The following is a 26,349-nucleotide window of genomic DNA, read 5'->3' on the forward strand; positions in this document are numbered from 1 at the left end:
CGGTGGCGGCCCCGCACACGGAGGTGGCGGCCACCGCCCCGGGCATGGGGGCGGTGGCCGCCGGTTTCGGCGCTGGTCGCGCTACCGGTGGTTACGGGTAGGAGACCAGGTTGGAGGGGACGGTCCCGGTGCCGGAGGTCCCGGCGCCGGTGTTGTTGACCACGTGCAGGAACTGGCCGTTGCCGCCGAGCGAGTTGACCAGGACGTCGTGCAGCTTGACGCCGGGCGCGTTCGGGACCTCGAAGCCGTGGTCCATCACGATGGTCGGGTCGACGTTGAAGTAGCAGTAGCTGCCCAGGCCCCAGCCCTCGTGGGTGGTGACGTTGTCCTCGACCTTGTAGGCGGCGTAGCCCTTCGTGCTGCCGTTCTGGATCGCGGCCTGGTTGGGCGCGTCGTAGGCGATCTCGTTCTGGAAGAAGATCGTCCGGCCGCCGTTGCCCTTCCACCACACGTCGTACTTGTTGAAGTGCTCGACGAACAGGCCGGTGGCGAGGACGTCGTTGCCGCCGACGACGAAGCCGTAGTCGGAGCGGTTGGTCTCCCAGCCGACGCCCGCGCCGTGGTCGGCGCGCCAGATCCAGGTGTGGTCGACGATCGTGTTGTTGCTGTTGATCACCATGCCGTTGGTGGTCTTGCCGGCGCCGGCGCCGCCGACCCGGACGAAGACGTCCTGGATGACGATCGGGTCGGCCGCGTGGTTCGCGCCCGGGGTGTCGTTGCCGACCTGGAGCAGGGCCTGGGAGTTGACGGTGCCGGCGTCCAGCAGCAGGCCGGAGACCTTGACGCCGTCGACGTCGGCGACCTTGACCGCGGTCACGCCGTTGTCCGGGACGACGGTGGCGAGGCCGAGGCCGAGCACCACGGTGTCCGGGCGGGTGATGTTGATGGACTGGTCGACGTGGTAGACGCCGGGGGTGAAGAGCAGGTTGAGGCCCTGGGCGAGAGCCTGGTTGATGCTCGCGGCGGTCGCGCCGTCCTTCACCACGTAGAACTGGCTGAGCGGCAGCGAGGTGCCCTGCGGGGCGCCGCTGCCCCAGGAGGTGCCGCGGGCGTTGGTGCGCTTGGCGGGCACGAACACCTTGTAGTCGTTGCCGTCCAGGTACAGGAACGGCTTCTCCTGCGAGACGGGGGTGGTGTCGAGCGTGGTGTACGGCGGGTTCGGGAAGCCCTGGGCGGGAGCGCCCTGGACGCCGGAGAAGGTCTGGTTCCACACGCCGTTGGAGAAGCCGCCGATGGAGCTGTCCCGGGTGTACCACTGCTGCTGCGAGTAGTTGCCGACCTGGCCGTCGATCTTCGAGTCGGCGATGTAGCCGCCGGAGGCCCAGCCGTAGCCGTTCGGGGCCAGGTTGAGGCCGCCCTCGACGTGCATCCGGCGGAACGGGGCGGCCTGCGAGACGGCCCAGCGGTCGGTGCCGCTGACCGGCTTGAGGTGCAGGTTCTCGGCGGAGCGCCAGAAGTTCTGGGTGGCGTTGCCGTTGAACCAGCCCGCGTCGACGGTGACGTCGCCGTTGAAGGTGGTGTCGTCCGGGTTCAGGCCCAGGCCCGCGATCGAGGTGTAGAAGCCGATCTGGGCGTTGATGTTGTTGTACGTGCCCGGCTTGAACAGCAGCGCGTAGCGGTCGCTGCCGAACTGGTTCGACTCCTGCTTCTTGAAGACGGCGTCGACCGTGGCCTGGATGTTCGGCGTGGACGGGTCGAAGACCAGCACGTTCGGGCCGAGGTCGCCGCCACCCTGCACCGGCGGGGTGGTGGAGCCGCCGCTGCCGGTGTGCACGCCCATCTCCCACAGCGAGTAGCCGTAGTTGGTGGCGCGCTGGGTGCCGTACATCCGCACATAGCGGCCGGAGCCGGAGACGTTGAGCGTCTCGTTGCCGCCGGCGCCGGTGGTGGTGGAGTAGATCGTCGCCCAGGTGCTGCCGTCGCTGGACGCCTGGATCTGGTACGCCTTGCCGTACGCGGCCTCCCACTTGAGGTCGACCTGGCACAGCTGCTGCACGGAGCCGAGGTCGACCTGCAGCCACTGCGGGTCGGCGGCGGCCGAGGACCAGCGGGTGCCGAGGTTCCCGTCGACCGCGGAGGAGGCGGGGGTGCCGCCGTTCTCGGTGGAGGAGGCGGTGGCGGCCTTGCCCTGGGCGGCGTTGTCGGTGGAGCAGGTCGAGCCCGACGGGGTGGACGGGGTGCCGGTGGGGGTGCCGCCGAGGGTGCCGTACACCTGGAACTCCCACAGGGAGTAGCCGTAGCCGGTGCCGCGGGTGATGCCGTTCATCCGCACGTAGCGGCCGGAGCCGGAGACGTTCAGCACCTCGGTGCCGCCGGCGCCGGTGGTGGTGGAGTAGATCGTCGTCCAGGTGGTCCCGTCGTTGGACGTCTGGATCTGGTACGCCTTGCCGTACGCGGCCTCCCAGTTCAGCTGCACCTTGCTGATGGTGGAGACCGAGCCCAGGTCGACCTGCAGCCACTGCTGGTCGGAGGCCGCGGAGGACCAGCGGGTCCCGAAGTCGCCGTCGACGGCGGCGGTGGCCGGGGTGCCGCCGTTCTCGGTGGACGAGGCGGTGACCGCCTTGCCCTGGGAGATCAGCGAGTCCGCGGCCTGCGCGGTGCCCGGGATCGTCATGACGGCACCCGCGACCAGGGCCGCGGCGGCGAGTACGGCAGGCGTCCGGCGCAGGGGGGCACCGGGAGGGGGAGGGGCGAGCCGCATGGCTCCTCCTGCTGTGAGCGGTGGGTGGGGTAGGGAAAACAACGGAGAGCGCTCTCCGGTCAGCGCCCCAGGGCAGGCCGGGTCGGGGATCGCGCCTTCTGTGGGGTCGGCACGAAACCGCGGCTTCACCTGGGTGAAACGCTGCCGCATCAGGTTAGTTCATGGCGAGAGAAAAGCCGAGACCCTGACGCCAACATCTCGATTTCGCTGGACCGGGCAAGGAGAGCGCTCTCCCGAGCAGGCATGCGAGGGCCCGCAGGCGGCCACCCCGGGCGCACCCCCGGGGCCGCCGGGCGACCGACCCGGCGTGGGCAAGGTCACCCTCTTGGGAATGTCTTTACCTTTGGTTGACCCTTACGGCCGCGGGCCCGCCTCTGAAAAGGTGGGACGACCCAACTACGTCCTGCGCCCGAAGGGATGCCCCGTGCCCGTCTCACGCATGCAATCGACCCCGCTGCCCGGCATCGGCGTGCAGTACGACCTGACCACCAGGGAGCACCAGCACCTCTCGGTGATCGCCCACCGCGACGGCACCCGTACCCTCAACACCTACCGCCGCGAGGACCCGGACGCCTGCGCCCACTCGCTGCACCTGACGGAGGGTGAGACCGCCGCGCTCGTCGACGCCCTGACCCCGACCCACCACAGCCCCAACCTGCTGCACACCTCCGGCCTCGGCCTGGTCGCCGAACGGATCGAGCTGTCCGGCTCCTCGTACTGGAACGGCCGCGCCCTCGGCGACACCCGGATGCGCACCGAGACCGGCGTCTCCATCGTCGCCGTCCTGCGCCGCACCGGCGCCGTCCCCTCCCCCGCCCCGGACTTCCGGCTGGCCGGCGGGGACACCCTGATCCTGATCGGCACCCGCGAGGGCGTCGACGCCGCCGCCGCCGTCCTCGGACGGGAATGACGTCCTCCCGCGTCGAGCCGCGGGAATCCCGGCCGCACCCGCCGGATCCGGAACCCGTTGCGGGTGAGCCGCGACGACCGGATCGGCGGATCCACCCACGCACGCCCGAACGTCCGCGCCGGCGCAGCCCGCTGACCGGCCGTCGGACCCGAACGGAACGAGTACCGGAGATGCACGCACCGAACCTGCCGAGAGCCGCCGCCGACGACGACCCGGGCCGGAACCGCCGAAAACCGGCCCGCCGCCCCGCGGCCACCAACCAGGCACCCACTCCTCCCAGCCCGCCAGGCCGGAGCATCCCGAAAGAGAAAAGGTGAACGCTTGCACACCGCCACGATCTTCATCGAGCTCGGCGCGATCATCCTCACCCTGGGGCTGCTCGGCCGGATAGGCTCCCGCTACGGCCTCTCCCCCATCCCGCTCTACCTGCTCGGCGGCCTCGCGTTCGGACACGGCGGGCTGCTGCCGCTCAGTGCCAGCGAGGAGTTCGTCGCCACCGGCGCCGAGATCGGGGTGATCCTGCTGCTGCTGATGCTCGGCCTCGAGTACACCGCGGCCGACCTGGTCACCAACCTGAAGAGCCAGTACCCGGCCGGCCTGGTCGACTTCGCGTTCAACGCGCTGCCCGGGGCCGCGATGGCCCTGCTGCTCGGCTGGGGGCCGGTCGCCGCCGTCGTGCTGGCCGGCGTCACCTGGATCTCCTCCTCGGGCGTCATCGCCAAGGTGCTCGGCGACCTGGGGCGGCTCGGCAACCGGGAGACCCCGGTGATCCTCAGCATCCTGGTGCTGGAGGACCTGGCGATGGCCGTCTACCTGCCGATCCTGACCGCCCTGCTGGCCGGGGCCGGGCTGCTGGTCGGCAGCGTCACCCTGGCCGTCGCGCTGGCCACCGCCGGTGCGGTGCTGTTCGTCGCGCTCCGCTACGGGCGGCTGATCTCCCGGTTCGTGTCGCACGACGACCCGGAGAAGCTGCTGCTGGTGGTGCTCGGCCTGACCCTGCTGGTGGCGGGCATCGCCCAGAAGCTCCAGGTCTCGGCGGCCGTCGGCGCGTTCCTGGTCGGCATCGCGCTGTCCGGTGAGGCCGCCGAGGGCGCGCACACCCTGCTCAGCCCGCTGCGCGACCTGTTCGCGGCCGTCTTCTTCGTCTTCTTCGGCCTCAACACCAACCCCGCCAGCATCCCGCCGGTGCTGCTGCCCGCCCTGGCACTGGCCGTGGTCACCGCCCTCACCAAGATCGCCACCGGCTACTGGGCGGCCCGCCGGGCCGGCATCGCCGTCAAGGCCCGCTGGCGGGCGGGCGGCGCGCTGGTCGCCCGCGGCGAGTTCTCCATCGTCATCGCCGGACTGGCCGTCACCGCGGGCATCGAGCCGTCGCTGGGCCCGCTCGCCACCGCGTACGTGCTGCTGCTGGTCGTCATCGGCCCGCTCGCGGCCCGCTGGACCGAGCCGATCGCCGCCCGCCTCACCCGCCGCCGCGACGACGCCGCCGCCCCGGCCGAGCCGCAGCCCCTCGCCGAGGAGCCGGGCGTCCACGTCTGACGCCCCGCCGCCTCCCCGCCGGAACGCCGGTGCCCGGCCCGCGCGGGTGGCGGGAACGCCGGTGCCCGGCCTGGTCGATCGATCAGGCCGGGCACCGGTCGGTGACGGGGGATCAGTCGTCCTGCCCGTCCCGGTGGTGGACACCGCCGAGGCGGCGCGGGTCGAAGGACCAGATGCCGCGGCCGTGGGTGGCGGCGTAGAGCTTGCCGTCCGGGCCGGTCTTCAGCTGCATCACCGTGGTGGTGGGCAGGCCGGTGCCGAGGACCTTCCAGTCCGCGGCGCCCGGAGCGCGGTGGAACGCCGCCAGGTCGGTGCCCAGGGCGAGGCCGCCGTCCGGCAGCAGGCGCAGCGTGTCGGCGGGGACGTCGGGCAGGTTGGCGGAGACGTCCGTCCAGGTGGCGCCGCCGTCACGGCTCTCGAAGACGTGGCCGATGCCCGCGCCGGGGCCCTCGGTCCAGGTCCGGGAGAAGCCGGAGAAGGAGACCAGGACGTGCTGGGCGTCGGCCGGGTCGACGGCGAAGGAGGAGACGTACCGGTTGGGCAGGGTGCCGTCGACGGGCAGGTTCAGCTGGTGCCAGCCGGTGCCGTCGGCGTTGCCGGTGGCGATGCCGCGGGTGAAGCCCTGGTTGTTGCAGGGGCCGCACCAGCCGGCGTAGACGGTGCCGCCGGAGGAGGCGACGGCGGTGGCGACGTGGCCGGCGCCCAGGTCGAAGGCGCTGGTCCACTCGCTGCCGCTGCGGATCGCGAAGCCCTTGTTCTGCACCCAGACGTGCCGGCCGCCGGCGACCCAGGTGGCGGGGTTCTTCGCGTCGGAGGTGATCGGCGCGATGAAGCGGGCGGCGGCGGCCGCCTTGTCGGGCGGGGCGACCTCGTAGGAGGTGGCCTTGGCCGGGTCGGTGGACCAGGAGCCGTCGTTGACGGCGCAGTTGTTGGTCACCCACATGTCGAGGTAGACGTACTCCTCGGCGATGTTGCAGCCGTTGGCCGGGTCGACGATGGTGTCCGCGCCGTCGCCGCCGAAGTCGGAGCCCATCACCTTGTCGCGGGCGCGCAGGACGGACTCGCCGTTGTCCTGGAGGCCGCCGCTGACGACCACGCCGTGCCCGGCGGGGTCGGCGCCGACGCCGACCGAGTAGTACTGCAGGGTGTCGATGGTGCCGTCGTTGAGGGACTTCCAGTCCGCGGCGTGGCCGCCGGAGTCCAGCGTGCCGTCGACCGGGCGGCTGTAGATGCCGCCGTCGTTGCCGACGTAGACGCTGCTCCGGCCGTGGTAGCTGCCGACGGCGACGGCGTGCTGGTCGGAGTGCGTGGTGGGCGAGCAGTCGCCGGTCTGCTTGGCCGGGTCGATCGACCAGCAGGGGAAGCCGAAGTTCCAGTACGGGCCGGGGGTGTGCCAGGCGGCGCCGCCGTCGCCGGTCTCGAAGACCTCTTCCAGGCCCAGGTAGACGTGGTCGGCGTTGTTCGGGTCGACCTGGAGGAACTGGTTGTACCAGGACTGGATGCCGGGCTGGTAGCCGGCGTCCTGGAGGGCCGAGCCGGAGCCCTTGAGCTTGTCCTTGTCGGCGATCAGCGTCCACGGGCCGAACGGGGAGCCGGACTTGGAGACGTAGACGCCCTGCAGGCCGCTGTCCGGGTCGGTGGCCTGCTTGGTGGGCGACTGGTCGACCGCGTAGTAGCGCGAGCCGTCCGTGGAGCGGGCGAAGGTGACGTTCCCGACGTCCCCGGCACCGGTGGGCAGGTCGCCGAGCGAGGCGACGCGCTGCCAGCTGCCGTCCGCGGCCTTGGCGTAGAAGCCGTTGTAGGTGTCGCCGCTGCGCCAGCCGACCGCGAGCAGGACCTTGGACGGGTCCTTCGGGTCGACGGCGATGTCGTTGGCGATGTTCTTGTACGGGGCGCCGGGGTCCTTCGCGTCGGCGCCGCCGGGCAGGTAGCTCGGGTTCGGCGCGAACTCCAGGGTCCACGGGCCGGACAGGTCGGCGGTGGAGTGGGACCACACGCCGCGGCTGGTGGCCGCCCACACCTTGTCCCCGGCGAAGCGCAGGGCGTGGATCGTGGTGGACTCCAGCTCGGCGCCGCCGACCCGCGTGCCGGGGGTGAACTCGCCGTGCTTCGGGTCGGCGAGCAGGTACACGCCGGTGCCGACGTACGCGGTCGCGCCGGTGTTGGACTCGCCGGTGGCGTACCAGAGCCGCCCGCCGCCGTCGAGGCCGAGCGCGCCGGTGGACAGCGAGGGCAGCTTGTCGGAGATCGACTGCCAGTGGCCGCCGCCGGTGCGGGAGCGGAAGACGCCGCCGTTGGCGCCGCCCGCGTACACGTAGCCGTCGTCGTCGGCGGCGATGCCGGTGATCCGGCCGGTGACGTTGCCGGAGCCGCCGCTGGAGTTGGAGTTGACGTCGCGGTAGCGCGGGTCGTCGCTGTTGTACGGCTTGTCGGTGACGTGGTCCCAGGAGCCCGCGGTGCGCGGCATCGACTGCAGCTGGGCCCAGGCGGCGCCGTACGCGCCGGGTGCGACCACGCCGGGCGCGGTGCGGGCCTCGGTGAACTGCTCGGTGGACTCGGCGGAGTTCTCGGCCTCGTCGCCCCCGTCCTCGCCGGCGGCCTTCGCCGCGAACGTGCCGGCGGTGACCTTCCGGGCGTGCTGGTGGCCGATCTCGGCCAGGTGGCCCGCCTGCCGGGGGCGGGGCTCGGGTGCGGGGGCGGCGACGGCCTGACTGGTGGTCAGGCCGAGCGCGGTCAGTGCGACGGTGCACATGAACAGCTGACGTCGATGCCTGTTGGGCACGGTGCGGTGTCCCTCCCCGGGAATCCGGGCGCGCCGATCGCGCGCCGCGGTGGATCAGTCCGACAGCTTCGCGGCCGACCCCTGCCGGGGAGAAGGGGGCGCGCGTAAAGAACGCCCAAAAACCAAATCAGTGAAGAGAGTTGATAAACACGGAAGCCGACCCGCCCGCCGGCTCAGGGGCGCTCGACGCCCGCGCCCGCGTCCGCGCCGGCTTCCGTGACGGCGACGGCGACCCGGCCGGAGCGCAGCGAGGCGCGGCTGCCGGTCGGGGTGTCGAGGTCCTGGGCGAGGGTGAGCAGGTCGTGGTCGGCGACGGTCCGCAGGCCGTGCCCGGCGAGCAGGGCGGCGATCCGTTCCGGCCGCCACAGCGAGCGCCAGGGCTCGCCCGCGGTGACGGAGTTGCCGAGCAGCCGGGTGAGCAGCCGTCCGGCGGCCGCTTTCGCCGACGGGGCCTGGTAGTTGAGGACGAGTGCGCTGCCGGGCGCGGTGCGGGCGGCGAGGGCGGTCAGGGTGGAGCGGACCTGTTCGCGGGTGAGGTAGGGGACGACGCCCTCCCACAGCCAGGTGGTGGGGGCGGCGGGGTCGTGCCCGGCGGCGTCCAGGGCCGGGCCGAGGGCGTCGGCGGCGAAGTCGACCGGGGTGAAGCGGACCGAGCGGGCCGCCGGCCGGAGGTCGGCGGCGGCCAGCCGGTCCCGCTTGTCCCGCTGCGAGGCGGGGTGGTCGACCTCCCACACGTCGGTGTCGGCGAGGGCGGCGAGCCGCCAGGCGCGGGTGTCCAACCCGGCGCCGAGGACGACGAGTTGGCCGTTCGCGTGGGCCCGCAGCGCCTCGTCGATCGCCACCGTCCGGGGCACCGCGATCTCGGCGCAGGCCCGGACGCTCTCGTACCCGGTGCGTTCCTTCCAGCCCGGCGGGGGCGTCCCCGCCCGCACCCGGTCGACCACGGCCCGTTCGTCGGCCCGCAGCAGCCGTCCGGCCACCGGGTCGGCGTACCGCCCGCCGCCGGCCCGGCCGTCCGCGGCGGCCCGGCCCTGGCAGACCAGCACTGCCGTCCGGCTCGCCGTGCGCGCGTTCTCCGCGGTGGGGCCCATGGAATCCATGGGCCCCATTCAACACCCGCCCCGCCGGGGGCCGGTCAGCTGTCGGAGTAGCTGAGGTCGCCGACGGACCAGGCGCTGATGTCCTCGATGGCGATCCGGTACATGCCCCCGGTGTGCGGCAGGCCGAAGTCGCCCTGCAGGATGCGCGCCCGGTGCAGGTGGAGGTGGGTGGGCGGGGTCGGGGCGCCGCCGGGCGGCGGGGCGAACAGGGCGGCGAACGGTTTCAGGTGGTCGGAGGATTGCAGGACGTCCGCCACCCGTTCCCACCACAGGGCCACCGGGGCGAGCCTGCCGGTGATCACCGCACCGGGGACGACCACTGTCACGGACATCTGGTTGCTGTGCTCGGACTCCACCATCGAGGCGATGTCCACGAGCAGCCCGTCAGAATTCGACATGCCCCGAGCCTAGTGCTCCGACGGGCGGGCGCGGCGGAGCGTTCGGTCAACGGGTCACGCGGGGCAACCGGGTCAGGCGGGTCAGCCGGGTCAGGCGGGTCAGCCAGGTCAGGTGGGACAGGCGGGTCAGACGCGTCGGGTGGGGCGGTCAGGTCACGTGGGGCAGGAAGGGGAAGTGGAACCGCAGGCTGCTGCCGAACGTCACCCGGCTGTCGTCCCAGACGCCGACGCAGAAGGCCACCGGGTCCGCGGCCAGGTCGAGGTCCGATCCGGCGGTCCAGGGTTGCATGTCCGCGCGGCACGCCTCGACGTCCCCGCCGCAGGCGTGGACGAACCCGCGGAGCCACCGGACGGAGTCCTCGGACCGGGTGTGGCCCATCGCCCGGACCCGGGACACCGCGTCCGCGGTCCGCCCCAGCGCCACCAGCGAGATGACCTCCTGGCTCAGGAACGGGGCGGTCGTCCCGTACAGTTCCTGCCCCGACCGCGCGATCCGCAGCGCCTCCGCCCAGTCGCCCTGCTTCTCCGCGGAGATCAGGTCGATGAGCAGCACCTGCCGGTCGTACCCGCCCTCGGCCAGCGTCTGCCGCAGCCGCTCCACGGAGGAGTCGTCGTCGATCCCGGCGGACACGAACGCGGCGCCCTCGGCGAGCCGGTAGGCGCCCTGCCGGTAGCCGATGTGGGACACCCCGTCGAGCAGCACCTCCACGGCCGCCGGCTCCTCCCCGCAGGCCGCGAGGATGATCGCCCAGGTCTGGTAGAGCGAGAACAGGCTGAACTGCGCGGGGATCTTCCCGATGCCCTCGCGGAGCAGCTCGACGGCCTCCTCCACCCGTTCCCGGTCGCGGCCCAGCAGTTCGGCGGCGGCCTGGTAGAGCGAGAACAGGCTGTACTGGGCCGGAACCTTCTCGATGCCCTCGCGGAGCAGCTCGACCGCCTCGTCCACCCGCGACGCGTCCCGGCCCAGCAGCTCCGCCGCCACCTGGTACAGCGAGAACAGGTTGCCCTGCACCGGAACCCTGGTGATGCCTTCACGGAGCAGTTCGACCGCCTCGTCCACCCGGCCCTCGTCCCGGCCCAGCAGGCCGGCCGCGGCCTGGTACAGCGAGAACAGGCTGTACTGGGCGGGGATCCTCCCGATCCCCTCCCGCAACAGCTCGACCGCCTCCCCCACCCGCGACTCGTCCCGCGCCAGCAACTCGGCCGCAGCCTGGTACAGCGAGTACTGGCTGTACTGGGCGGGGATCCTCCCGATCCCCTCCCGCAACAGCTCGACCGCCTCCCCCACCCGCGACTCGTCCCGCGCCAGCAACTCGGCGGCGGCCTGGTACAGCGAGGAGAGGTTGCCCTGGACCGGGACCTTCCCGATGCCCTCCCGCAGCAGCTCGACCGCCTCCTCCACCCGCGACTCGTCCCGACCCAGCAACTCGGCGGCGGCCTGGTACAGCGAGAACAGGCTGTACTGCGCGGGAATCCTCCCGATCCCCTCCCGCAACAGCTCGACCGCCTCCCCCACCCGCGACTCGTCCCGGCCCAGCAGCCCGGCCGCGGCCTGGTACAGCGAGAACAGGCTGAACTGGGCGGGAATCCTCCCGATCCCCTCCCGCAACAGCTCGACGGCCTCGCCCACCCGGGACTCGTCCCGCGCCAGCAGCCCGGCCGCGGCCTGGTAGAGCGAGAACAGGCTGTACTGGGCGGGGACCTTCGCGATCCCTTCGCGGAGCAGGACCACGGCCTCCTCCACCCGGCCCCCGTTCCGGCCCAGCAGCATCGCGGCGGCCTGGTACAGCGAGAACAGGTTGCCCTGGGCAGGGATCCTCCCGATCCCCTCCCGCAGCAGCTCGACCGCCTCGTCCACCCGGCTCTCGTCCCGCGCCAGCAGTTCGGCGGCGGCCTGGTACAGCGAGAACAGGTTGCCCTGGACCGGGACCTTCCCGATCCCCTCCCGCAGCAGCTCGACGGCTTCCCCCACCCGCGACTCGTCCCGGCCGAGCAGTTCGGCGGCGGCCTGGTAGAGCGGCGCGAGCGGGGAGGGCTTGGCCGAGCGGGCGATGGCGGCCTTGAGCAGTTGCACGGCCTCGTCGAGGCGGGACGGGTCGCGGGCCAGCAGTTCGGCGTGCAGGAGGTGGATCTCGATCGGGTTCGAGGTGTCGGCCGCCAGCCGCTCCTCGGCCTCGACGGCCACGTCGACGGCGGCGTCGGTGCCGCGGAGCTGGTCGGTCAGGCGTATCCGCATCGCCCAGGCGCGCTTGGAGGCGTTGGGGGACGCGGTCGCGCAGGCGACCTGTTCGAGTGCGGCCGGCAGGTCGTCGGGCAGGGCCCGGGCCTCCAGCAGGAGGGCGAGGTGCAGGTGGAGCCGCCAGGAGGGGCTCGCCTCGTCGAGTGCGGCGCTCAGCAGGGCGATGAGCTCGTCGCGCTCCCGCGGGTCCTCCTCGATCTTCGTCTTGTGGCCGTAGACGCGGTCCAGGTGGAGGGCGTAGGCCTTGGCCACGACCGCCAGTTCCTCCGTCTCGCCGGAGACGAAGAGGTGGTAGCGGGCCTCCAGGAAGTCGCTGCCCTGGGCTCCCATCCGCTTCGCCTTGAAGTGGCGGGCGTGGAACTTGCCGACGGCCGCGTGCGCGCGGGCCAGTTCGCCGCGGTGGGCCGAGAGGGCCCGGAGCGAGATCTCCTTGGCGATCGGGTTCATCGAGAAGTGCTTCTCGTTGCGCTTCTCGACCAGGAAGCCGGAGGTCAGTTTCCGCTTCGCCGCGTCGAACTCCCCCGGGGCGTCCCAGAGCGACACCTTGAGCGCCTCGTTGGTGAAGGAGGTCCGGTGCACCGAGGCGCGGCGCAGGAGGGTGGCCGAGGTGTCGTCCAGGCGGCCGATGAACCGGTCCAGGAAGGCCCGTTCGAGGCTCTGGGCGAAGGGTTCGGAGACGTTGCGGTCCTGGAGTTCCCACGCTTTGGGGGAGAGTCCGATCAGGTCCTCCAGGCTGTCGGACCGCAGGCAGCCCGCGAGGATCTGCAGGGCGCGCGGGTTCCCGCCGAGCCAGCCGACGATCTCGGCGGTCCGGTCGGGCGGGAGGTCGTTCGGCACGCCCGTGCGCCGCAGGGTCTCGGCGAGGAAGTCCACGCCCTCGCCCTCGCTCATCCCGGGGAGGGTGTGGATGTCGCCGTCCGTGATCCACGGGAAGGCCGCGGCCTGGTCCGCGACCAGGAGGATCCGCCCGCCGGTGCCGTGGATCCGCCGCGCCACCGCGTTGACCAGGTGCTGGACCTCGGGCGCGGGCGCGCCGGAGCCGTCGACGAAGCAGCGGTGGAAGTCGTCGAGGAGCAGGACCGTCCCGTCCCTGAGGCCGTCCGCGAGGTCCCGCACCGGGTCGGTGCCGAGCAGCACGCCGAGCTTCCCGGCTTCGGCGAACGCCCCGCCGACCAGGATCAGGAGCTGTTCGAGGGTGTGGACACCCGCCGGGAGTTCCACGTCGATGAAGCCGCGCCGGGGGTGGGCGTCCTTGATCTTCAGCGCGGCCCGGGTCTTGCCGACGCCGGAGAACCCCTGCAGCACGGCCACCGGGGGGCCGCTCTGCACCCACTTGACCGTCAGGTCCCGCACCACGCCGGCCCGGGAGCGGGCGGCGGGCACGGCAGCGGCGGGCGCGGCGGGTGCCGGGGGCCGCCGTCCGGGCCGGGGAGGACGGGGAGCGCGGCGGGGTCCGGGACGCCCAGGGCCGCCCACATCCGGTCCCTGGTATCCGGTGCCAGGTGGTCGATGGCGTCCACCGGGGTCAGGGTCAGCGAGCCGGTGCCCTCGGACAGGTTGTGGCTGCGCACCACGCCGATGACCAGGCCGGAGCCGACCACGGCGGCGCCCGACATGCCGCCCCACGGGCTGCCCGCGCCGAGGGTCCCCACCGAGGTGGGGTGCAGCGGGATCTCGGGCCCGGACATCTTGAAGGACAGCAGGCCGACCGGGGCGTCGCCCGGCCCGCCCACCGCGATGCCCTCCGCGGTCGGGACCCAGCCGCACGGCTGGGCCGTGGTGCGCCCGTTGCGCGCGTCCCGCTTCCAGCGCGGGAAGCCGACCGCCTGGCAGTCGCGGACCGACCCGGCGACGCTCCGGTCGACCCGGGCGAACCCCATCGGCTCCTTGACCCCGATGCCCGGCGCCCGCAGCACGGCCAGGTCCACGTCGCTGCGGTGCGTGCGGACCACCACCTGGGCCGGGAACTCGCGCCCGTCCCGGACGGCGCGCAGGTTGCTCCCGCCCGCACAGTGGTCCGCCGTCAGGACGGTCTCCCCGCCAACCCGCAGGCCGGTCCCCACCTGGGGCTCGCCGTCGACGTCGTAGCGGAGCAGGACGACCCGGTCAGTCTCCAGCATGGCCCGGCGCGCTACTCACGGTCGCCCAGCGCCTGCTCCCGCCCGACCGGCGGCCCGTCGCCACCGCCGTCGGCGTCCGAGTCCGAGTCCGAGTCCGAGTCGGCGTCCGAGACGAAGAACTCGGTCTGCTGCCCGTCCGGCGTGAAGGCGACCGGTTCGAGCACCAGCTTGAGGGTCTGGGTGGCCACGGACTGCCGCGACAGCTCTCCCCCGGCCTGCACCACCCACCACTTGACCCCCGCCGTCCCCTTCTTCGCGTCCGTGACGGCCACCTGCACCGTGAGCTCGACCGGCGCCGGCTTGAACCGCAGCGCGCGCACCCCGCCGCCGCCCCAGGCCTTCAGCAGCTCCGTCCGGAGCGCCTCGATCGCATCGGCCAGCCCCACCATGGTTTCGGACGGATCGGTCACTGTGCTCCCCTTCGTTTCCTGCCGGTCCGTCATCTTCCCGCACCGCACGCCCCCGTGTCAGGCGACAACGGCAGTTGTGGGCCGGCAGCTCGGCGGGGTCCGGGGGCTCGGCGGGGGCCGGGGCGGCAGCCGCTGCTCCCCCGTCGCGCTCAGATCCAGGTCGGCAGGTGCCCTTCGGTGTAGCGGGCGCCGTAACCGCCCCGGGGCAGGATCTCGTCGACGGCCGCCAGGTCGGCGCCGGTGAGGACGAGGTCGGCGCCTCCGAGGTTCTCCTCGAGGCGCCGCGGGTCGCGGGTGCCGGGGATCGGCACGAGGTGCTCGCCGCGGGACAGGAGCCAGGCCAGGGCCAGTTGGGCGACGGTGGCGCCCTTGGCCGCCGCGAGTGCGGCGAGCCGGCAGACGGACTCGGCGTTGCGCTCGAAGTTGCCCGGCTGCCAGCGCGGGTCGGTGTTGCGCAGGTCGCCGACCGGGTACCGGCCGGCGGGTGCGGCGGTGCCGGTGATGAACCCCCGGCCGAGCGGGGAGTAGGCGACCAGGCCGATGCCCAACTCGTCCAGGACCGGGAGGAGTTGCTCGACGTCCCGTTCGAACAGGGAGTACTCGGTCTGCAGGACGGAGACCGGCTGCACGGCGTGCGCCCGGCGGAGCGTCTCGGGTCCGGCCTCGCTGAGGCCGAAGTACCTCACCTTGCCCGCGTCGATCAACTCCTTGACGGTGCCCGCGACTTCCTCGACGGGCACCGCGGGGTCGACGCGGTGCTGGTAGAGGACGTCGATGTGGTCGACGCCGAGGTGGCGCAGGCTGTTGTCGGCGGCCCGGCGGATGGTGTCGGGCCTGCTGTCGAGGGCCCGGCCCATCCGCTCCGCGGGCACCGACATGTCGACGCCGAACTTGGTCGCCAGGACCACGTCGTCGCGGAAGCCCTTGACCGCCCGGCCGACCAGGGCTTCGTTGGCCCCGGTGCCCCCGCCGTACATCTCGGCGGTGTCGAAGAGGGTGACGCCCAGCTCGTGGGCGCGGCGCAGGGCGGCGAGGGCGGTCCCCTCGTCGGTGGGCCCGTAGGCCATCGTCAGGCCCATCGCGCCGTAGCCGATCGCCGAGACCTCCAGGCCCTGGCTTCCCAGTGTCCGGTGCTGCATGAGGAACTCCTCGGGGAGGACGACCGGTGCCGCCCCGCCGCCGGCCGCCCGCCGGGGCAGGGGGGCGCGGCGGGGCGGCACCGGAGGGTGTGTGGTGGTGAGTGAGTGAGTGAGTGAGTGGGTTGCGGGCGCGTCGCGGCGTCAGCGGACTGCGGCGGCCAGGCCGGCCCGGTGGATGCGGGTCTGCTCGGCGACGCGCCGGCCGAGGTGGCGGGCGGTGCGCAGGTCCGCGTCGTGGACGGCGGGGGTGTCGTTGAAGCTCTGCGCGCCGGCGCCGAGGTAGAAGCCGAGGCGGTTGTCGTCCTCGGGGTCGGAGGTGGTGGTGTTCCAGCCCGGCAGGAGGTTCAGGCTCACCCAGAGCATTCCGTGCTGGGCCGCCAGCAGCGAGAGGTACTGCAGGGTGTGCAGCTTGTCGCCGCTCATGGAACCGGAGTTGGTGAATCCCGCGGCGAGCTTGTCGCTCCAGGCGCGCTCGCTCCAGCGCTTGCTGGTGGCCTCGGCGAAGGCATGGAAGGCCCCGGAGGCGGTGCCCATGTAGGTGGGGGTGCCGAAGACGATGGCGTCCGCGGCGTCCAGCAGTTCCCAGTCGGCGTCGCCGAGGGAGCCGACGTCCACCCGGTGGACCTGCGTCCCGGCGAGGGAGCGTGCGCCGTCGGCCACGGCCGTGGCGATCTGCGCGGTGTGGCCGTAGCCGGAGTACGACGCGATGACGATCGAGATGTCGGACATGGGTGTGCCTCTCCTGCCGCGACGGCGGCCTGTTCGATGGGCGTGCCGGTGGCCGCGATCGGCCCGGATCACTGCTCCGGTCAAAACAGTAACACCGTTAAGACGGCGATACGCAAGATGCGATATCGTCGTTCCATGAGCGAGGAACGACGCGCCGCGCGGCGCCAGGTGCTGCAGGTGGCCGCCGGACTCCTGGAGGAGGGCGGCAGCGAGGCGGTCTCCACCCGCGCCGTCGCCGCGGCCGCGGGCATCACCGCCCCGGCGCTGTACCGGCTGTTCGACGACAAGGACGGGCTGCTGTCCGAGCTGGCCGCCTACGGGTTCGAGACGTACCTGGCCGAGAAGCGGGAGGCCCTGGCACTGGCCCCCGACGACGACCCGGTGGCCGACCTCCACCGCGGCTGGGACCTGCACGTCGACTTCGGGCTGCGCCACCCCGCGTTCTACGTGCTCATGTACGGCACCGTGCGGCCCGGACGGCGCCCCCCGGCCGCGGACGAGGCGCACGCCCTGCTGGTGTCCCTGCTGAACCGCGCGGCCGACGCCGGCCGCCTGCGGATCCCGGTGGCCCCGGCCACCCGCGTCATCCACGCGGCGACGACCGGGGCCACCCTGGCCCTGATCGGCGAAGAGCCCCCGCACCGGGACCTGACCGTCTCCGCCCGCCTGCGCGACACCGTCCTCGCCTCCGTCACCACCGACTCCCCCGCCCCCACCGCCCCGGACCTGGCCTCGCGCGCCCTCGCCCTCGACGCCGCACTCACCGCCGAACCGCCGACCGCGCACCCCGGCCTCCCCCTGCGCGCCACGGAGACCGCCCTGCTCCGCGAATGGCTGCAACAACTGGCCGGCTGACCCGGACCGCCCACCCGGACGAGCACGGCCGCCACCTCGCGCTCGCCGCATCCCCGTCCCGCCCGCTTCCCCGTCCCGCTTTCCCGTCCCCCTCCCCGCCCCGCCTCCGGAGGCGCCGGCGGCCGCGGGGGCGGGTCCGATCGGGTGAAGGGACAATGGACGCACGCGGTGGCAGGACAGCCGCCCGCCGCCCGTCAGCCGAGGCCGTGCTGGAGCCGCCCGTGAGCCGTCGCCGTCACCCGTCGCACCCCGCCGACGCGCACGAGCTGCTGGGCAAGCTCGGCGAGCTCACCGCCCGGGCGCTGGAGCACGCCGAGCGGCAGCGGGCCCGGGTCGAACTCGCCATGGCGCTGCAGCGCGAGTTCCTCCCGGCCGCGCTGCCGAGCCTGCCCGGGCTGCGGACCGCCGCCCGGTACGCGCCCGCGCGCCACGGCCTGGACATCGGCGGCGACTGGTACGACGGCTTCCGGCTGCCGGACGGAACGCTCGGGCTGACCATCGGCGACGTGCAGGGCCACGACGTCGAGGCGGCCGTGTTCATGGGCCAGGTCCGGATCGGCCTGCGGGCGCTGGCCACCGCGGCGAGCGACCCCGGCGAGGTGCTGGCCCGGACCAACGAACTGCTGCTGTCCCTGCCCGACGGCCTCTTCGCCACCTGCTGCTTCCTGCGCTTCGACCCCGCCACCCACGAACTGTCCGTCGCCCGGGCCGGCCACGTCCCGGCGATCTGGGCCAGCGCCGACGGCCGGTCCGGGATCGAGGACACCGAGAACCCCGACGCGGTGGGGCTGCCGCTCGGCATCGAACCCGGCGAGGTGTACCCGGTGACGCGGCGGCGCCTGTCGGGAACGGAGGCGGTCGTCCTGGTGACCGACGGCGTGGTGGAAGGGCCCGCGTTCTCGCTCGACACCGGGCTGGAGCACGTCCTGCGGCGGGTGCGCGCGGGGGTGGGCGCCGAGCCCGGGGAGCTGGCCGGCCGGGTGCTGGAGGTCGCCGACCTCACCGGGCACCAGGACGACGCCGCCGTCCTGGTGCTCTGCCACGGCGGGTGACCTCAGCGGATCCGGCCGACCCGGCGGATCCGACCGACCTGGCCGACCCGGCCGACCCTCCGGGCGTGTCACGGCCGGGCCGGGCGGCGGCGTGCGATGAGATGGCTGCTGTGCTGCGCAACGCGAAGGCCGGAGAGACCGCGGTGGCCGGCTTGTCGATCCTCGGCGTCGCGCTCGTGTACTGGGCGGGGGGCCGGCTCGGCCTGCTGACGCAGGTCGTCGTGGGCGGCGTCCACGTCACCCCGCTGTGGCCGCCGACCGGCGTCGCCGTGGCCGGCCTGCTGCTGCTCGGCCTGCGCGTGTGGCCCGGGATCGCGCTCGGCGCCCTGCTGGTCATCGCGGGGTTCGGAGCGATCACCCCCGCCTCCTTCGGCATCGCGGCGGGCAACACGCTCGCCCCGGTGGTGGCCGTCCTGCTGCTGGCCCGGGTGGGCTTCCGGGTCGAGCTCGACCGGCTGCGGGACGGTGTGGCGCTGGTCTTCCTGGGGGCGCTCGTCTCCACGCTGATCAGTGCGAGTACCGCCTGCCTGCTCCTGGTGTCCGAGGGCGCGCTGGCGGCGCACCAGTTCTGGCCCGCCTGGACGGCGTGGTGGACGGGTGACGCGATGGGCGTGCTGGTGGTCGCCCCGCTGCTGCTGGCGGTGCGCGCCGCCCGGATGCCCCGCGACGTACCGCTGCGCCGCTGGGCGGAGGCCCTCGGCCTGCTGGCGGTCACCGCCGTCACCGTGCTCACCGCGACCCGCAGCCCGCTCTCCCTGCTCTTCCTGGTCCTGCCGGTGGTGATGTGGGCGGCGCTGCGCTTCCAGTTGCTCGGCGCCGCGCCGTGCGTCCTGGTGGTGTCCGTCTTCGCCGTTCCCGCCGCCGTCCATCACATCGGCCCGTTCGCCCACCACGGCCTGCTCGCCGTGATGGTCCAGTTGCAGGCCCTCAACGGCGTCGCCGCCCTGACCGGACTGCTGCTCGCCGCCGTCACCACCGAACGCGAGAACACCCTCGACACCATCGAGCAGGCGTGCATCGCCCTCGCCGAAGTGGTGAACCGCCTCGCCCCGGGCGAGGCCGACGGCCCCTGGCCGCCCCCCGCCGACCCCCGACGCCCCGGCTGACGGACGACCGACCAGCCTACGAACCCCGCCCGGCCCGCCGCGAGCCGGTCCCGGCAGCGGGTAGGGGCCGACCGCGCCCCGGCCCCGCGCCGCGGTCCCTGCCTCCGAACGATCCGCTGCGGACGGGCGACGGGCTTCCTCCCGGATGTGCGGGAAGGGCGCATCGGCCCGGTGGTGCGGAACCGACAGAGGTCGCTCATGCGCGGTGGCCGGGACGTCTGCTTGGATTGGGGACCGTTTTCGTCCCGGACAACTTCCCGGGGCCGTGCGCCGGCCCGTGAGAGAGGCATCTGATGGCCAGGTTGACGCTGCCGGTAGAAGTCCCCCCGACGCGCCGCGCCCCCGAGGGCGGTTACACGCTGCACGGTCGGCACTACGAGGACCCGTACGTCTGGCTGGAGCGGCTCGACGACACCGAGACGGTCGACTGGATCGCCGCCCAGGAGACCGTCACCCGCACCGTGCTCGACGGCGTCCCCGGCCGCGACGGTCTGCGCGCCGCCGTCGCCCGTTCCGCTCGTCACACGCGTCTGTCCCCGCCGATCCCTGCGGGCCGGGACGGGCGCACTTTCCGCTGGCAGGCCGGTGCCGACGACGAGAAGTCCGCCCTGGTGATGCACCGTTCGACCGGCTCCCCTGCGGAAACCGTGCTCGACCCGGGTGCTTGGCCGGCCGGCGACGTCCTGGTGTTCGCCGAGCCGTCCCCCGACGGCACCCTGGTGGCGTTCGGCCGGGCCGGCGGCAGCACGCACAACGCGGTGATCCGCGTCCTCGACGTCGAGACCGGCCGGCTACTGCCCGACCGGCCGCGGGGCACCGACCACGGCTCGGTCGCCTGGCGCCCCGATTCGTCCGGGTTCTTCTACACCGCCCGCCCGGAGCCCGGCGAGGTCCCGCCCGGCGAGGAGGCCTACTGGCACACCGTCTACGACCACCGGATCGGCTCGGCCGCCCCGGCCCGCAAGGTCTTCGGGGACGATCGCGACAAGGACCGCTGGTGCACCGTGCGCACCAGCGAGTGCGGCCGGTACGCCGTCATCACCGTGTGGGACTTCGTGCACGCCAACGACGTCACCCTGCTGCGCCTCGCCGACGACGAGCTGATCCCGGTGGCCACCGGAATGCGGTCGGTCAACCAGGTGCAGGTCATCGACGACGCGGTCCTCGTGTGGACCGACCTCGACGCGCCGCGCGGACGCCTGTGCCGTGCTCCCCTCACCGACCCGACCTCGTGGCACACGCTCATCCCGGAAGGCCCGGACATCCTGCAGACCGTCACCGGGATCGGAGGCCGCCTCTACGCCGTCTACTCGCGCGCCGCCTCGCACCGGGTGGCCGTCCACGCCGAGGACGGCAGTCACTTGAGGGACCTGGCGCTCCCCTCCCTCGGCTCGGTCAACCGGAACGAGGGGGAGGGCGTCGTCAGCGGGGTCACCGGCTCGTGGCACGGCGATGACGTGTGGGTGGCCTTCACCTCGTTCGTGCAGCCGCCGTCGGTCTACAAGTACCACTACGCCCACGACCGCCTGGAGGCTTACCACGTACCGGACACCGGCCTCGACCCGGCCGCGTACACCACGCAACAGGTCTGGTACGAGTCGGCCGACGGCACCCCCGTGTCGATGTTCCTCGTCCACCGCGCCGACCTGCCGCGCGACGGACGGCGCCCGGTCCGGCTCAGCGGCTACGGAGGCTTCAACATCCCCGTGGAACCGCGCTTCTCAGCCGTCAACGCCGCCTGGCTCCAACTCGGCGGAGTGCTGGCCTACGCCAACATCCGCGGCGGCGGCGAATACGGCCGCGACTGGCACCAGGCAGCCGTCGGCACCCGGCGCCAGAACGCTTTCGACGACTACGTCGCCGCGGCCCGCCACCTGGTCGCCACCGGATGGACCGCCCCCGACCGGATCGCCTCGCGCGGCAACAGCAACGGCGGCCTGCTGGTGGCCGTCACCGCGCTGCAGGCACCCGAAGCGTTCGGCGCCGTCTACTGCCGCGCACCCCTGCTCGACATGCTGCGCTTCCCCGCCTTCCCCAACCTCAGTGGCACCACGGTCGAATACGGCTCGCCGGACGACCCCGACGAATGCGCCTACCTCGCCGCCTACTCCCCCTACCACAACGTGCGGCCCGATCGCCGCTACCCGGTGATGGCGATCGTGTCCGCACTCAACGACCGCACCGTACCGCCGCACGACCCGCTCAAGATGATCGCCGCCCTCCAAGCCGACGCCCCGCAGGGCGGCCCCTACCTGCTGGTCCCGCTGCGCGACTCCGGCCACGGCGGAGGAACCACCCTCTCGGCCCTCATCGAGCAGGACGTCGACGAACTGAGCTTCCTCTGCTGGACGCTCGGCATCCCGGCGCGACCAGAATGACCGGCGGCCGATCAGGCAGAGACAACCCCCGCCCCTGAAGCACCGGGGGCCCGCCCGCCGCCCCCCCTGACGCATGATCACACCGCCACCTCGCGGCCGGTACCTGCGCCAGGACGCCGAGACGTCCTTGCCGCGCCCCGGTAGGACAACCGGCCCGGGAAAAGCCGGTGCCGTACCGGAGCGCCGTGGAAGCATCCGGCCGCACCGCCACTCTCCCCGGTACCGGATCCCCGGACTGCCGGCCCGTGGAACCTGCCGCCGACGTGGACGGGCACCCTGGCCACCGCCGTCATCACCAAGGCCGCCGCCAACTCCCGCTCGCCGTCGCGACCTTGAGGCACATCGCCGGCCAAGACCACCAGGTCCGGCGAAGACGCCTACCGGTGCTCGGGGTTCTCGAAGTCGAAGCGGCAGCCCGCGTCCCACACGGAGCGCTGGTTGCCGTACGCCGGAATGCCGCCCGCGTCCTTCAGCAGCCGGGCGAGGTGGAGCTGGTTCCAGGTCATGAAGGTGACGTTGCGGTTGGTGAAGTCGTTCTCGGGGCCGCCGGAGCCCTCGTCGAGGTAGGAGGGGCCGGGACCGGCCGGGCCCACCCAGCCCGCGTCGGCCTGCGGCGGGATCACGAAACCCAGGTGCTGGAGGCTGTACAGCACGTTCATCGCGCAGTGCTTCGCACCGTCCTCGTTGCCGGTGACCAGACAGCCCCCGACCCGGCCGTAGTAGGCGTACTGGCCGTGCTCGTTGAGGACCGACGAGCAGGAGTACAGCCGCTCGATGACGCGCTTCATGACGGAGGAGTTGTCGCCCAGCCAGACCGGCGGAACACTCTGGCACCCTAGCTGACCTGCAGCGAAGACAGCCAGACCTTCGCGGCCTTCCAGGAACTCGCGATCCGAGAGCGCCGCGTACGGACAGACGGACGCCCCAGATCCCACCTGAGCTGCCCCGAGTTTCATGGAGTCCGTGATCGTGTGTTCAGGCACGCTGCGGAACGGCTTCCTGCCTTCGCCAGTAGTCGTGCTCGGACTCTACCGACGGAACGTAGCCGAGGGCGGTGGAGCCGTTCTCACTCCACCACATGATCCACCGGACGATCGCCCGCTCGACCTGCTCAAAGCCGGTCCACGAGCCCTGCATCTCGATCAGCTCAGCCTTTGACGTGCCGTTCAGCGCATCAGTCATCGCTCGTCGTACGAGTCGGCGACGGACCTAACCAATGCGGCGGTCGCACTTCCCGCAGCACCTGTAAGGACCATTCCCCGCAGGCCGACCACCCGCAGGGCCCATCCCCGCGGGCGCGGGGAGCAGGTGGTGTCGATTCCGGCGAGGTCGGTCCAGTCGGGACCATCCCCGCGGGCGCGGGGAGCAGAAGCCTGGTCAACTCTCTTTCTGTAGTCGTTAGGGACCATCCCCGCGGGCGCGGGGAGCAGCACTGCACCTGGGCGTACGGCACGGCGGTGCCGGGACCACCCCCGCGGGCGCGGGGAGCAAGCCACGACGGACGGCCGCAACCTGCCGATCCCCGGACCATCCCCGCGGGCGCGGGGAGCAGGTGAGGGTGCCGTCGGCGGTGACGTAGGCGGGGGGACCATCCCCGCAGGCGCGGGGAGCAGCCGATCGCGTCGAGGAACGACTTCCCCATCCCGGGATCATCCCCGCAGGCGCGGGGAGCAGGTGAACGTGCGGGCGGAGCCGGCTGCGGCCCGGGGACCATCCCCGCAGGCGCGGGGAGCAGGCCTGGTCGAGGGACCAGCCGGGTTCGCGGGGGGGGGACCATCCCCGCAGGCGCGGGGAGCAGCCCGGGCGGACACCGGAGCGCACCCCGCGGGCGGGACCACCCCCGCAGGCGCGGGGAGCAGCCGGTGATCGGGTACGACGGCTCGAACATCGGGGGACCATCCCCGCAGGCGCGGGGAGCAGCAGTTCGCCAACGCCAAGACGGCCGGCACCTCGGGACCATCCCCGCAGGCGCGGGGAGCAGACGTTGGTGGCGGTGAACTTCGAGCCGTTGGTGGGACCATCCCCGCAGGCGCGGGAAGCAGCCCCCGGGTGAAGTGACCGACGTCTACGACCAGGGACCATCCCCGCAGGCGCGGGGAGCAGCCGAGACGGGGCAGTTGGACGGTCGTGGTGCTGGGACCATCCCCGCAGGCGCGGGGAGCAGCACATCACCGGCGAGTACGAGCGCGGGATGCTGGGACCATCCCCGCAGGCGCGGGGAGCAGGCGGCAGGGCGGAGCCTGCCGCCCAAGGAGGGAGGACCATCCCCGCAGGCGCGGGGAGCAGCGCTTGGCGAGGCCCCAGGAGCCGTGGCCGACGGGACCATCCCCGCAGGCGCGGGGAGCAGACCTTCGACGCCTCGGGCGTTGTGCTTCCCGAGGGACCATCCCCGCAGGCGCGGGGAGCAGGACGAGACGCATGCCCGCCTCTCCCGCCCCCCGGGACCATCCCCGCAGGCGCGGGGAGCAGCCCCGACTGCTGGAAGGCCGGGCACCGGGGGCGGGACCATCCCCGCAGGCGCGGGGAGCAGATCACCCGCACCGAGGCCGCCCGCATCCGACTGGGACCATCCCCGCAGGCGCGGGGAGCAGTGGTTGTAGAGGTAGAACACCAGGTAGGGCGCGGGACCATCCCCGCAGGCGCGGGGAGCAGTCCGGCTTGTCGGCCAGGTAGGCGGCGCGGCGGGGACCATCCCCGCAGGCGCGGGGAGCAGGGGTAGATCAGGTCCGGGTTCGAGATCTGCGGGGGACCATCCCCGCAGGCGCGGGGAGCAGTCCGCCGGCGGCCCGTCGCTGCCGCTGTAGCCGGGACCATCCCCGCAGGCGCGGGGAGCAGACCGGCGCCCGGGTGGACGCGTGGCCGCAGCGGGGACCATCCCCGCAGGCGCGGGGAGCAGCTGTTGTCGTAGTCGATCGCGTAGACGGTGGAGGGACCATCCCCGCAGGCGCGGGGAGCAGGACGGGGAGCCGCGCCTGACACCGCGTAGGCGGGGACCATCCCCGCAGGCGCGGGGAGCAGCGGTCCTACGCCGGCATCGCCAAGGAGGCGGTGGGACCATCCCCGCAGGCGCGGGGAGCAGCGGATCGGCAAGGACACCCGGTGGATCACCCAGGGACCATCCCCGCAGGCGCGGGGAGCAGTTGATCGCTCACCTGCGGCAACCACGCGACATAGGACCATCCCCGCAGGCGCGGGGAGCAGGGCCGACATGCCGAGGTTGAGGCCGGCCATCGGGGACCATCCCCGCAGGCGCGGGGAGCAGCCGCTCGCGGCCAAGCTCGCCGGGAGCCCGGTGGGACCATCCCCGCAGGCGCGGGGAGCAGCAGCTGCTCAGGTTGGCCACGTTCCGGGTGGCGGGACCATCCCCGCAGGCGCGGGGAGCAGCCGAGCAGCGCCGACTCCGCCGGCTTCGTGATGGGACCATCCCCGCAGGCGCGGGGAGCAGGGCTTCACCGGCGGAGACCTCGACGCCGAGCTGGGACCATCCCCGCAGGCGCGGGGAGCAGTCTCGATGACCTGCTGGTTTACCTGTCGATGTGGCGCGAAACTGCAACCTTCGCCGATTCGGACATAACGGACATGGGGTCCAGGCTCTTTCGATAGCGGTTCATCGTTTTCCGAAGCGGCGGAGTTTGGAGGCGGTACTCCAGCCTGGCTTGGCCGGGTTGGATGCCGGTGTCGTGGTGGTGTTCGGTCGGTGGATGAGGGTGATGCCTTCGTGGTCGACGGGTTTCCAGGCGTGGTCGTGGGTGTGGAAGGTGAAGCCCTGTTCCGTGTTCGAGGTGTGGATCAGGAGGGCTCGGCCTTGGCCGGCGTGTTGCCGGACTTCGGCCCACAGGACGTCCCGCACGCGCGCGGTTGGGGAGCCGATGAACACTCCGGCGGAGATCTCGAGGAGCCAGCGGGTGAGCAGACCTCGTAGTCCGACGGGGCAGTTGGTGAGGACGATGACGGTCACCAGTTGCCCTCTCCGTAGTTGACGCCTGAGGCGACGTGTTGTCCGTGGTCGCTCTGGAGGCTGACCGTGTCCTCGTCGTCGGTGGCCGTTGCGACGGCGAGCAGGTTGCGGATGTCGGCGACGATCCGCTCCTGCAGGCGCAGTTCGTGGATGCGGTCGCGCAGGGCGCGGCGGGTGCGGGCGCCGATGTCTTCGGGGGAGGCGGCTGCGACATCGAAGGCGACGGGGATTCCGACGTCGGTCTTGTAGAGGTCGGCGATGTCGAGGACGAAGGAGAGTTCGTGGCCGGAGTGCACGAATCCGAGGGCGGGTGAGCAGCCGAGTGCGGCGATGACGGCGTGCGAGACGCCGTACATGGCTTGGGCGGCTGCGGTGATGGCCTGGTTGGCGGGGTCGCCGGAGGTGAAGTCGCCGGGGGTGTAGTGGCGTCCTCTCCAGCGGATGCCGGTTCTGGCGGCTTCGGCGCGGTAGCAGTCCTTCATGCGGTCGCCTTCACGGCCGAGGAGTTGCCGTCGGGTGAGGCCTGCCGGGTCCTCGTCGGGGAAGCGTAGGCGGTACATGGCCCGGGCGGTGTCCAGTCGGGTGCGCTGGTTGGCCCAGCGGAGGGCCTGGGCTTCGGCCAGCGCTGAGGAGCGGGACAGGGAGCGGCCTGCCGCGTAGTGGCGGACGCCGTGTTCGCCGACCCAGACCACGCCTGCTCCGGTCTCGCCGAGGACGCTCATCGCCTGGTGGGTGATGCGGGTGCCGGGGCCCAGGAGCAGGGTGCCGATGGTGGCGGAGGGGATGTGGGTGGTGCCTTCCGCTGTTTCGACGGTGAGGGCGTTGGAGTCGCGGTGGATGGTGCAGCGTTCCAGGTAGAGGAAGGAGAGCCGGTCGGCGGCCCGGGCGAGTTCGCGCGGGCTGCTGGCCGGTCGGCGGCTGACGGTGCTCACG

The 26,349-nt window shown here is 72.9% G+C and carries 18 protein-coding genes, 1 pseudogene and 1 CRISPR repeat array; of the genes and pseudogenes, 6 read left to right on the forward strand and 13 right to left on the reverse strand.

Annotated elements, in window-relative coordinates:
• Positions 1-91 precede the first annotated feature (91 nt).
• Complete coding sequence (locus tag OU787_RS02500) at positions 92-2,701, reverse strand: discoidin domain-containing protein (RefSeq protein WP_442788412.1); 2,610 nt, start codon at positions 2,699-2,701, stop codon at positions 92-94.
• 439 nt (positions 2,702-3,140) lie between these two features.
• Here OU787_RS02500 and OU787_RS02505 point away from each other — a divergent pair, with 439 nt between their 5' ends.
• Together OU787_RS02505 and OU787_RS02510 are read left to right on the forward strand one after the other, a co-directional pair.
• Positions 3,141-3,611, forward strand: coding sequence for a cation:proton antiporter regulatory subunit (locus tag OU787_RS02505; protein ID WP_268658381.1), 471 nt, complete (start codon positions 3,141-3,143; stop codon positions 3,609-3,611).
• Positions 3,612-3,932: 321 nt separating this feature from the next.
• Positions 3,933-5,150: a cation:proton antiporter gene (locus tag OU787_RS02510; RefSeq protein WP_268658382.1), complete on the forward strand. Its 1,218-nt coding sequence runs from the start codon at positions 3,933-3,935 to the stop codon at positions 5,148-5,150.
• A 112-nt stretch (positions 5,151-5,262) separates the two neighbouring features.
• On the opposite strand, the gene OU787_RS02515 is transcribed toward OU787_RS02510, so the two are convergent.
• From OU787_RS02515 to OU787_RS02550, 8 genes are all read right to left on the reverse strand, one after another.
• Positions 5,263-7,902: a glycosyl hydrolase gene (locus OU787_RS02515; protein ID WP_268661789.1), complete on the reverse strand. Its 2,640-nt coding sequence runs from the start codon at positions 7,900-7,902 to the stop codon at positions 5,263-5,265.
• A gap of 203 nt (positions 7,903-8,105) precedes the next feature.
• The gene (locus OU787_RS02520; protein WP_268658383.1) at positions 8,106-9,032 is read right to left on the reverse strand and encodes a class I SAM-dependent methyltransferase; all 927 of its coding nucleotides are present in this window, start codon (positions 9,030-9,032) and stop codon (positions 8,106-8,108) included.
• Positions 9,033-9,067: 35 nt separating this feature from the next.
• On the reverse strand, positions 9,068-9,430 hold the full coding sequence (locus OU787_RS02525) for a hypothetical protein (protein WP_268658384.1): 363 nt from the start codon (positions 9,428-9,430) through the stop codon (positions 9,068-9,070).
• A 148-nt stretch (positions 9,431-9,578) separates the two neighbouring features.
• Positions 9,579-13,052 carry a hypothetical protein gene (locus OU787_RS02530; protein WP_268658385.1) on the reverse strand — a complete coding sequence of 1,158 codons (3,474 nt, stop codon included), beginning with the start codon at positions 13,050-13,052 and terminating at the stop codon, positions 9,579-9,581.
• Complete coding sequence (locus OU787_RS02535) at positions 13,010-13,789, reverse strand: trypsin-like peptidase domain-containing protein (protein ID WP_268658386.1); 780 nt, start codon at positions 13,787-13,789, stop codon at positions 13,010-13,012. Before OU787_RS02535 ends, OU787_RS02530 begins: the two co-directional genes overlap by 43 nt.
• Before the next feature lie 11 nt (positions 13,790-13,800).
• Positions 13,801-14,199, reverse strand: a complete 399-nt coding sequence (locus OU787_RS02540; protein ID WP_268658387.1) for a trypco2 family protein — start codon at positions 14,197-14,199, stop codon at positions 13,801-13,803.
• A gap of 149 nt (positions 14,200-14,348) precedes the next feature.
• Positions 14,349-15,338 carry an aldo/keto reductase gene (locus tag OU787_RS02545; RefSeq protein ID WP_268658388.1) on the reverse strand — a complete coding sequence of 330 codons (990 nt, stop codon included), beginning with the start codon at positions 15,336-15,338 and terminating at the stop codon, positions 14,349-14,351.
• A gap of 141 nt (positions 15,339-15,479) precedes the next feature.
• Entirely contained in the window at positions 15,480-16,067 is a 588-nt protein-coding gene (locus tag OU787_RS02550; RefSeq protein WP_268658389.1) for a flavodoxin family protein, read from the reverse strand.
• A 135-nt stretch (positions 16,068-16,202) separates the two neighbouring features.
• Between OU787_RS02550 and OU787_RS02555 the strand changes: the two genes are divergently transcribed.
• From OU787_RS02555 to OU787_RS02570, 4 genes are all read left to right on the forward strand, one after another.
• Positions 16,203-16,922: a TetR/AcrR family transcriptional regulator gene (locus OU787_RS02555; RefSeq protein ID WP_268658390.1), complete on the forward strand. Its 720-nt coding sequence runs from the start codon at positions 16,203-16,205 to the stop codon at positions 16,920-16,922.
• 221 nt (positions 16,923-17,143) lie between these two features.
• Positions 17,144-17,974, forward strand: a complete 831-nt coding sequence (locus OU787_RS02560; RefSeq protein ID WP_030464601.1) for a PP2C family protein-serine/threonine phosphatase — start codon at positions 17,144-17,146, stop codon at positions 17,972-17,974.
• Between the two features lie 101 nt (positions 17,975-18,075).
• Positions 18,076-19,080 (forward strand): MASE1 domain-containing protein, encoded by a 1,005-nt coding sequence (locus OU787_RS02565; protein WP_051818270.1) that lies wholly within the window; start codon positions 18,076-18,078, stop codon positions 19,078-19,080.
• Between the two features lie 293 nt (positions 19,081-19,373).
• Positions 19,374-21,458: a prolyl oligopeptidase family serine peptidase gene (locus OU787_RS02570; protein ID WP_268658391.1), complete on the forward strand. Its 2,085-nt coding sequence runs from the start codon at positions 19,374-19,376 to the stop codon at positions 21,456-21,458.
• 377 nt (positions 21,459-21,835) lie between these two features.
• Here the strand turns inward: OU787_RS02570 and OU787_RS02575 are convergent.
• The 4 genes and pseudogenes from OU787_RS02575 to cas1e form a co-directional block, all read right to left on the reverse strand.
• Positions 21,836-22,276: pseudogene (locus tag OU787_RS02575) on the reverse strand (flavodoxin family protein); the annotation flags it as partial.
• A gap of 157 nt (positions 22,277-22,433) precedes the next feature.
• Entirely contained in the window at positions 22,434-22,640 is a 207-nt protein-coding gene (locus OU787_RS02580) for a hypothetical protein (RefSeq protein WP_268658392.1), read from the reverse strand.
• 97 nt (positions 22,641-22,737) lie between these two features.
• Positions 22,738-24,964: direct repeats of the CRISPR family, unit length 29 nt; unit sequence GGGACCATCCCCGCAGGCGCGGGGAGCAG.
• A 101-nt stretch (positions 24,965-25,065) separates the two neighbouring features.
• On the reverse strand, positions 25,066-25,416 hold the full coding sequence (gene cas2e, locus OU787_RS02585; RefSeq protein ID WP_268658393.1) for a type I-E CRISPR-associated endoribonuclease Cas2e: 351 nt from the start codon (positions 25,414-25,416) through the stop codon (positions 25,066-25,068).
• Complete coding sequence (gene cas1e / locus OU787_RS02590) at positions 25,413-26,348, reverse strand: type I-E CRISPR-associated endonuclease Cas1e (protein WP_268658394.1); 936 nt, start codon at positions 26,346-26,348, stop codon at positions 25,413-25,415. Before cas1e ends, cas2e begins: the two co-directional genes overlap by 4 nt.
• Position 26,349 lies beyond the last annotated feature (1 nt).

It is taken from the genome of Kitasatospora sp. YST-16 (assembly GCF_026802215.1).
Taxonomy (GTDB): Bacteria; Actinomycetota; Actinomycetes; order Streptomycetales; family Streptomycetaceae; genus Kitasatospora; species Kitasatospora cineracea.

What these genes read in the sequence shown, in the direction of transcription:
- OU787_RS02500 (WP_442788412.1), bottom strand. Translation starts at nt 2,701, where the DNA reads ATGCGGCTCGCCCCTCCCCCTCCCGGTGCCCCCCTGCGCCGGACGCCT.
- OU787_RS02505 (WP_268658381.1), top strand. Translation starts at nt 3,141, where the DNA reads ATGCAATCGACCCCGCTGCCCGGCATCGGCGTGCAGTACGACCTGACC.
- OU787_RS02515 (WP_268661789.1), bottom strand. Translation starts at nt 7,902, where the DNA reads ATGTGCACCGTCGCACTGACCGCGCTCGGCCTGACCACCAGTCAGGCC.
- OU787_RS02520 (WP_268658383.1), bottom strand. Translation starts at nt 9,032, where the DNA reads ATGGATTCCATGGGCCCCACCGCGGAGAACGCGCGCACGGCGAGCCGG.
- OU787_RS02525 (WP_268658384.1), bottom strand. Translation starts at nt 9,430, where the DNA reads ATGTCGAATTCTGACGGGCTGCTCGTGGACATCGCCTCGATGGTGGAG.
- OU787_RS02535 (WP_268658386.1), bottom strand. Translation starts at nt 13,789, where the DNA reads ATGCTGGAGACTGACCGGGTCGTCCTGCTCCGCTACGACGTCGACGGC.
- OU787_RS02545 (WP_268658388.1), bottom strand. Translation starts at nt 15,338, where the DNA reads ATGCAGCACCGGACACTGGGAAGCCAGGGCCTGGAGGTCTCGGCGATC.
- OU787_RS02550 (WP_268658389.1), bottom strand. Translation starts at nt 16,067, where the DNA reads ATGTCCGACATCTCGATCGTCATCGCGTCGTACTCCGGCTACGGCCAC.
- OU787_RS02555 (WP_268658390.1), top strand. Translation starts at nt 16,203, where the DNA reads ATGAGCGAGGAACGACGCGCCGCGCGGCGCCAGGTGCTGCAGGTGGCC.
- OU787_RS02565 (WP_051818270.1), top strand. Translation starts at nt 18,076, where the DNA reads ATGGCTGCTGTGCTGCGCAACGCGAAGGCCGGAGAGACCGCGGTGGCC.
- OU787_RS02570 (WP_268658391.1), top strand. Translation starts at nt 19,374, where the DNA reads ATGGCCAGGTTGACGCTGCCGGTAGAAGTCCCCCCGACGCGCCGCGCC.
- OU787_RS02580 (WP_268658392.1), bottom strand. Translation starts at nt 22,640, where the DNA reads ATGACTGATGCGCTGAACGGCACGTCAAAGGCTGAGCTGATCGAGATG.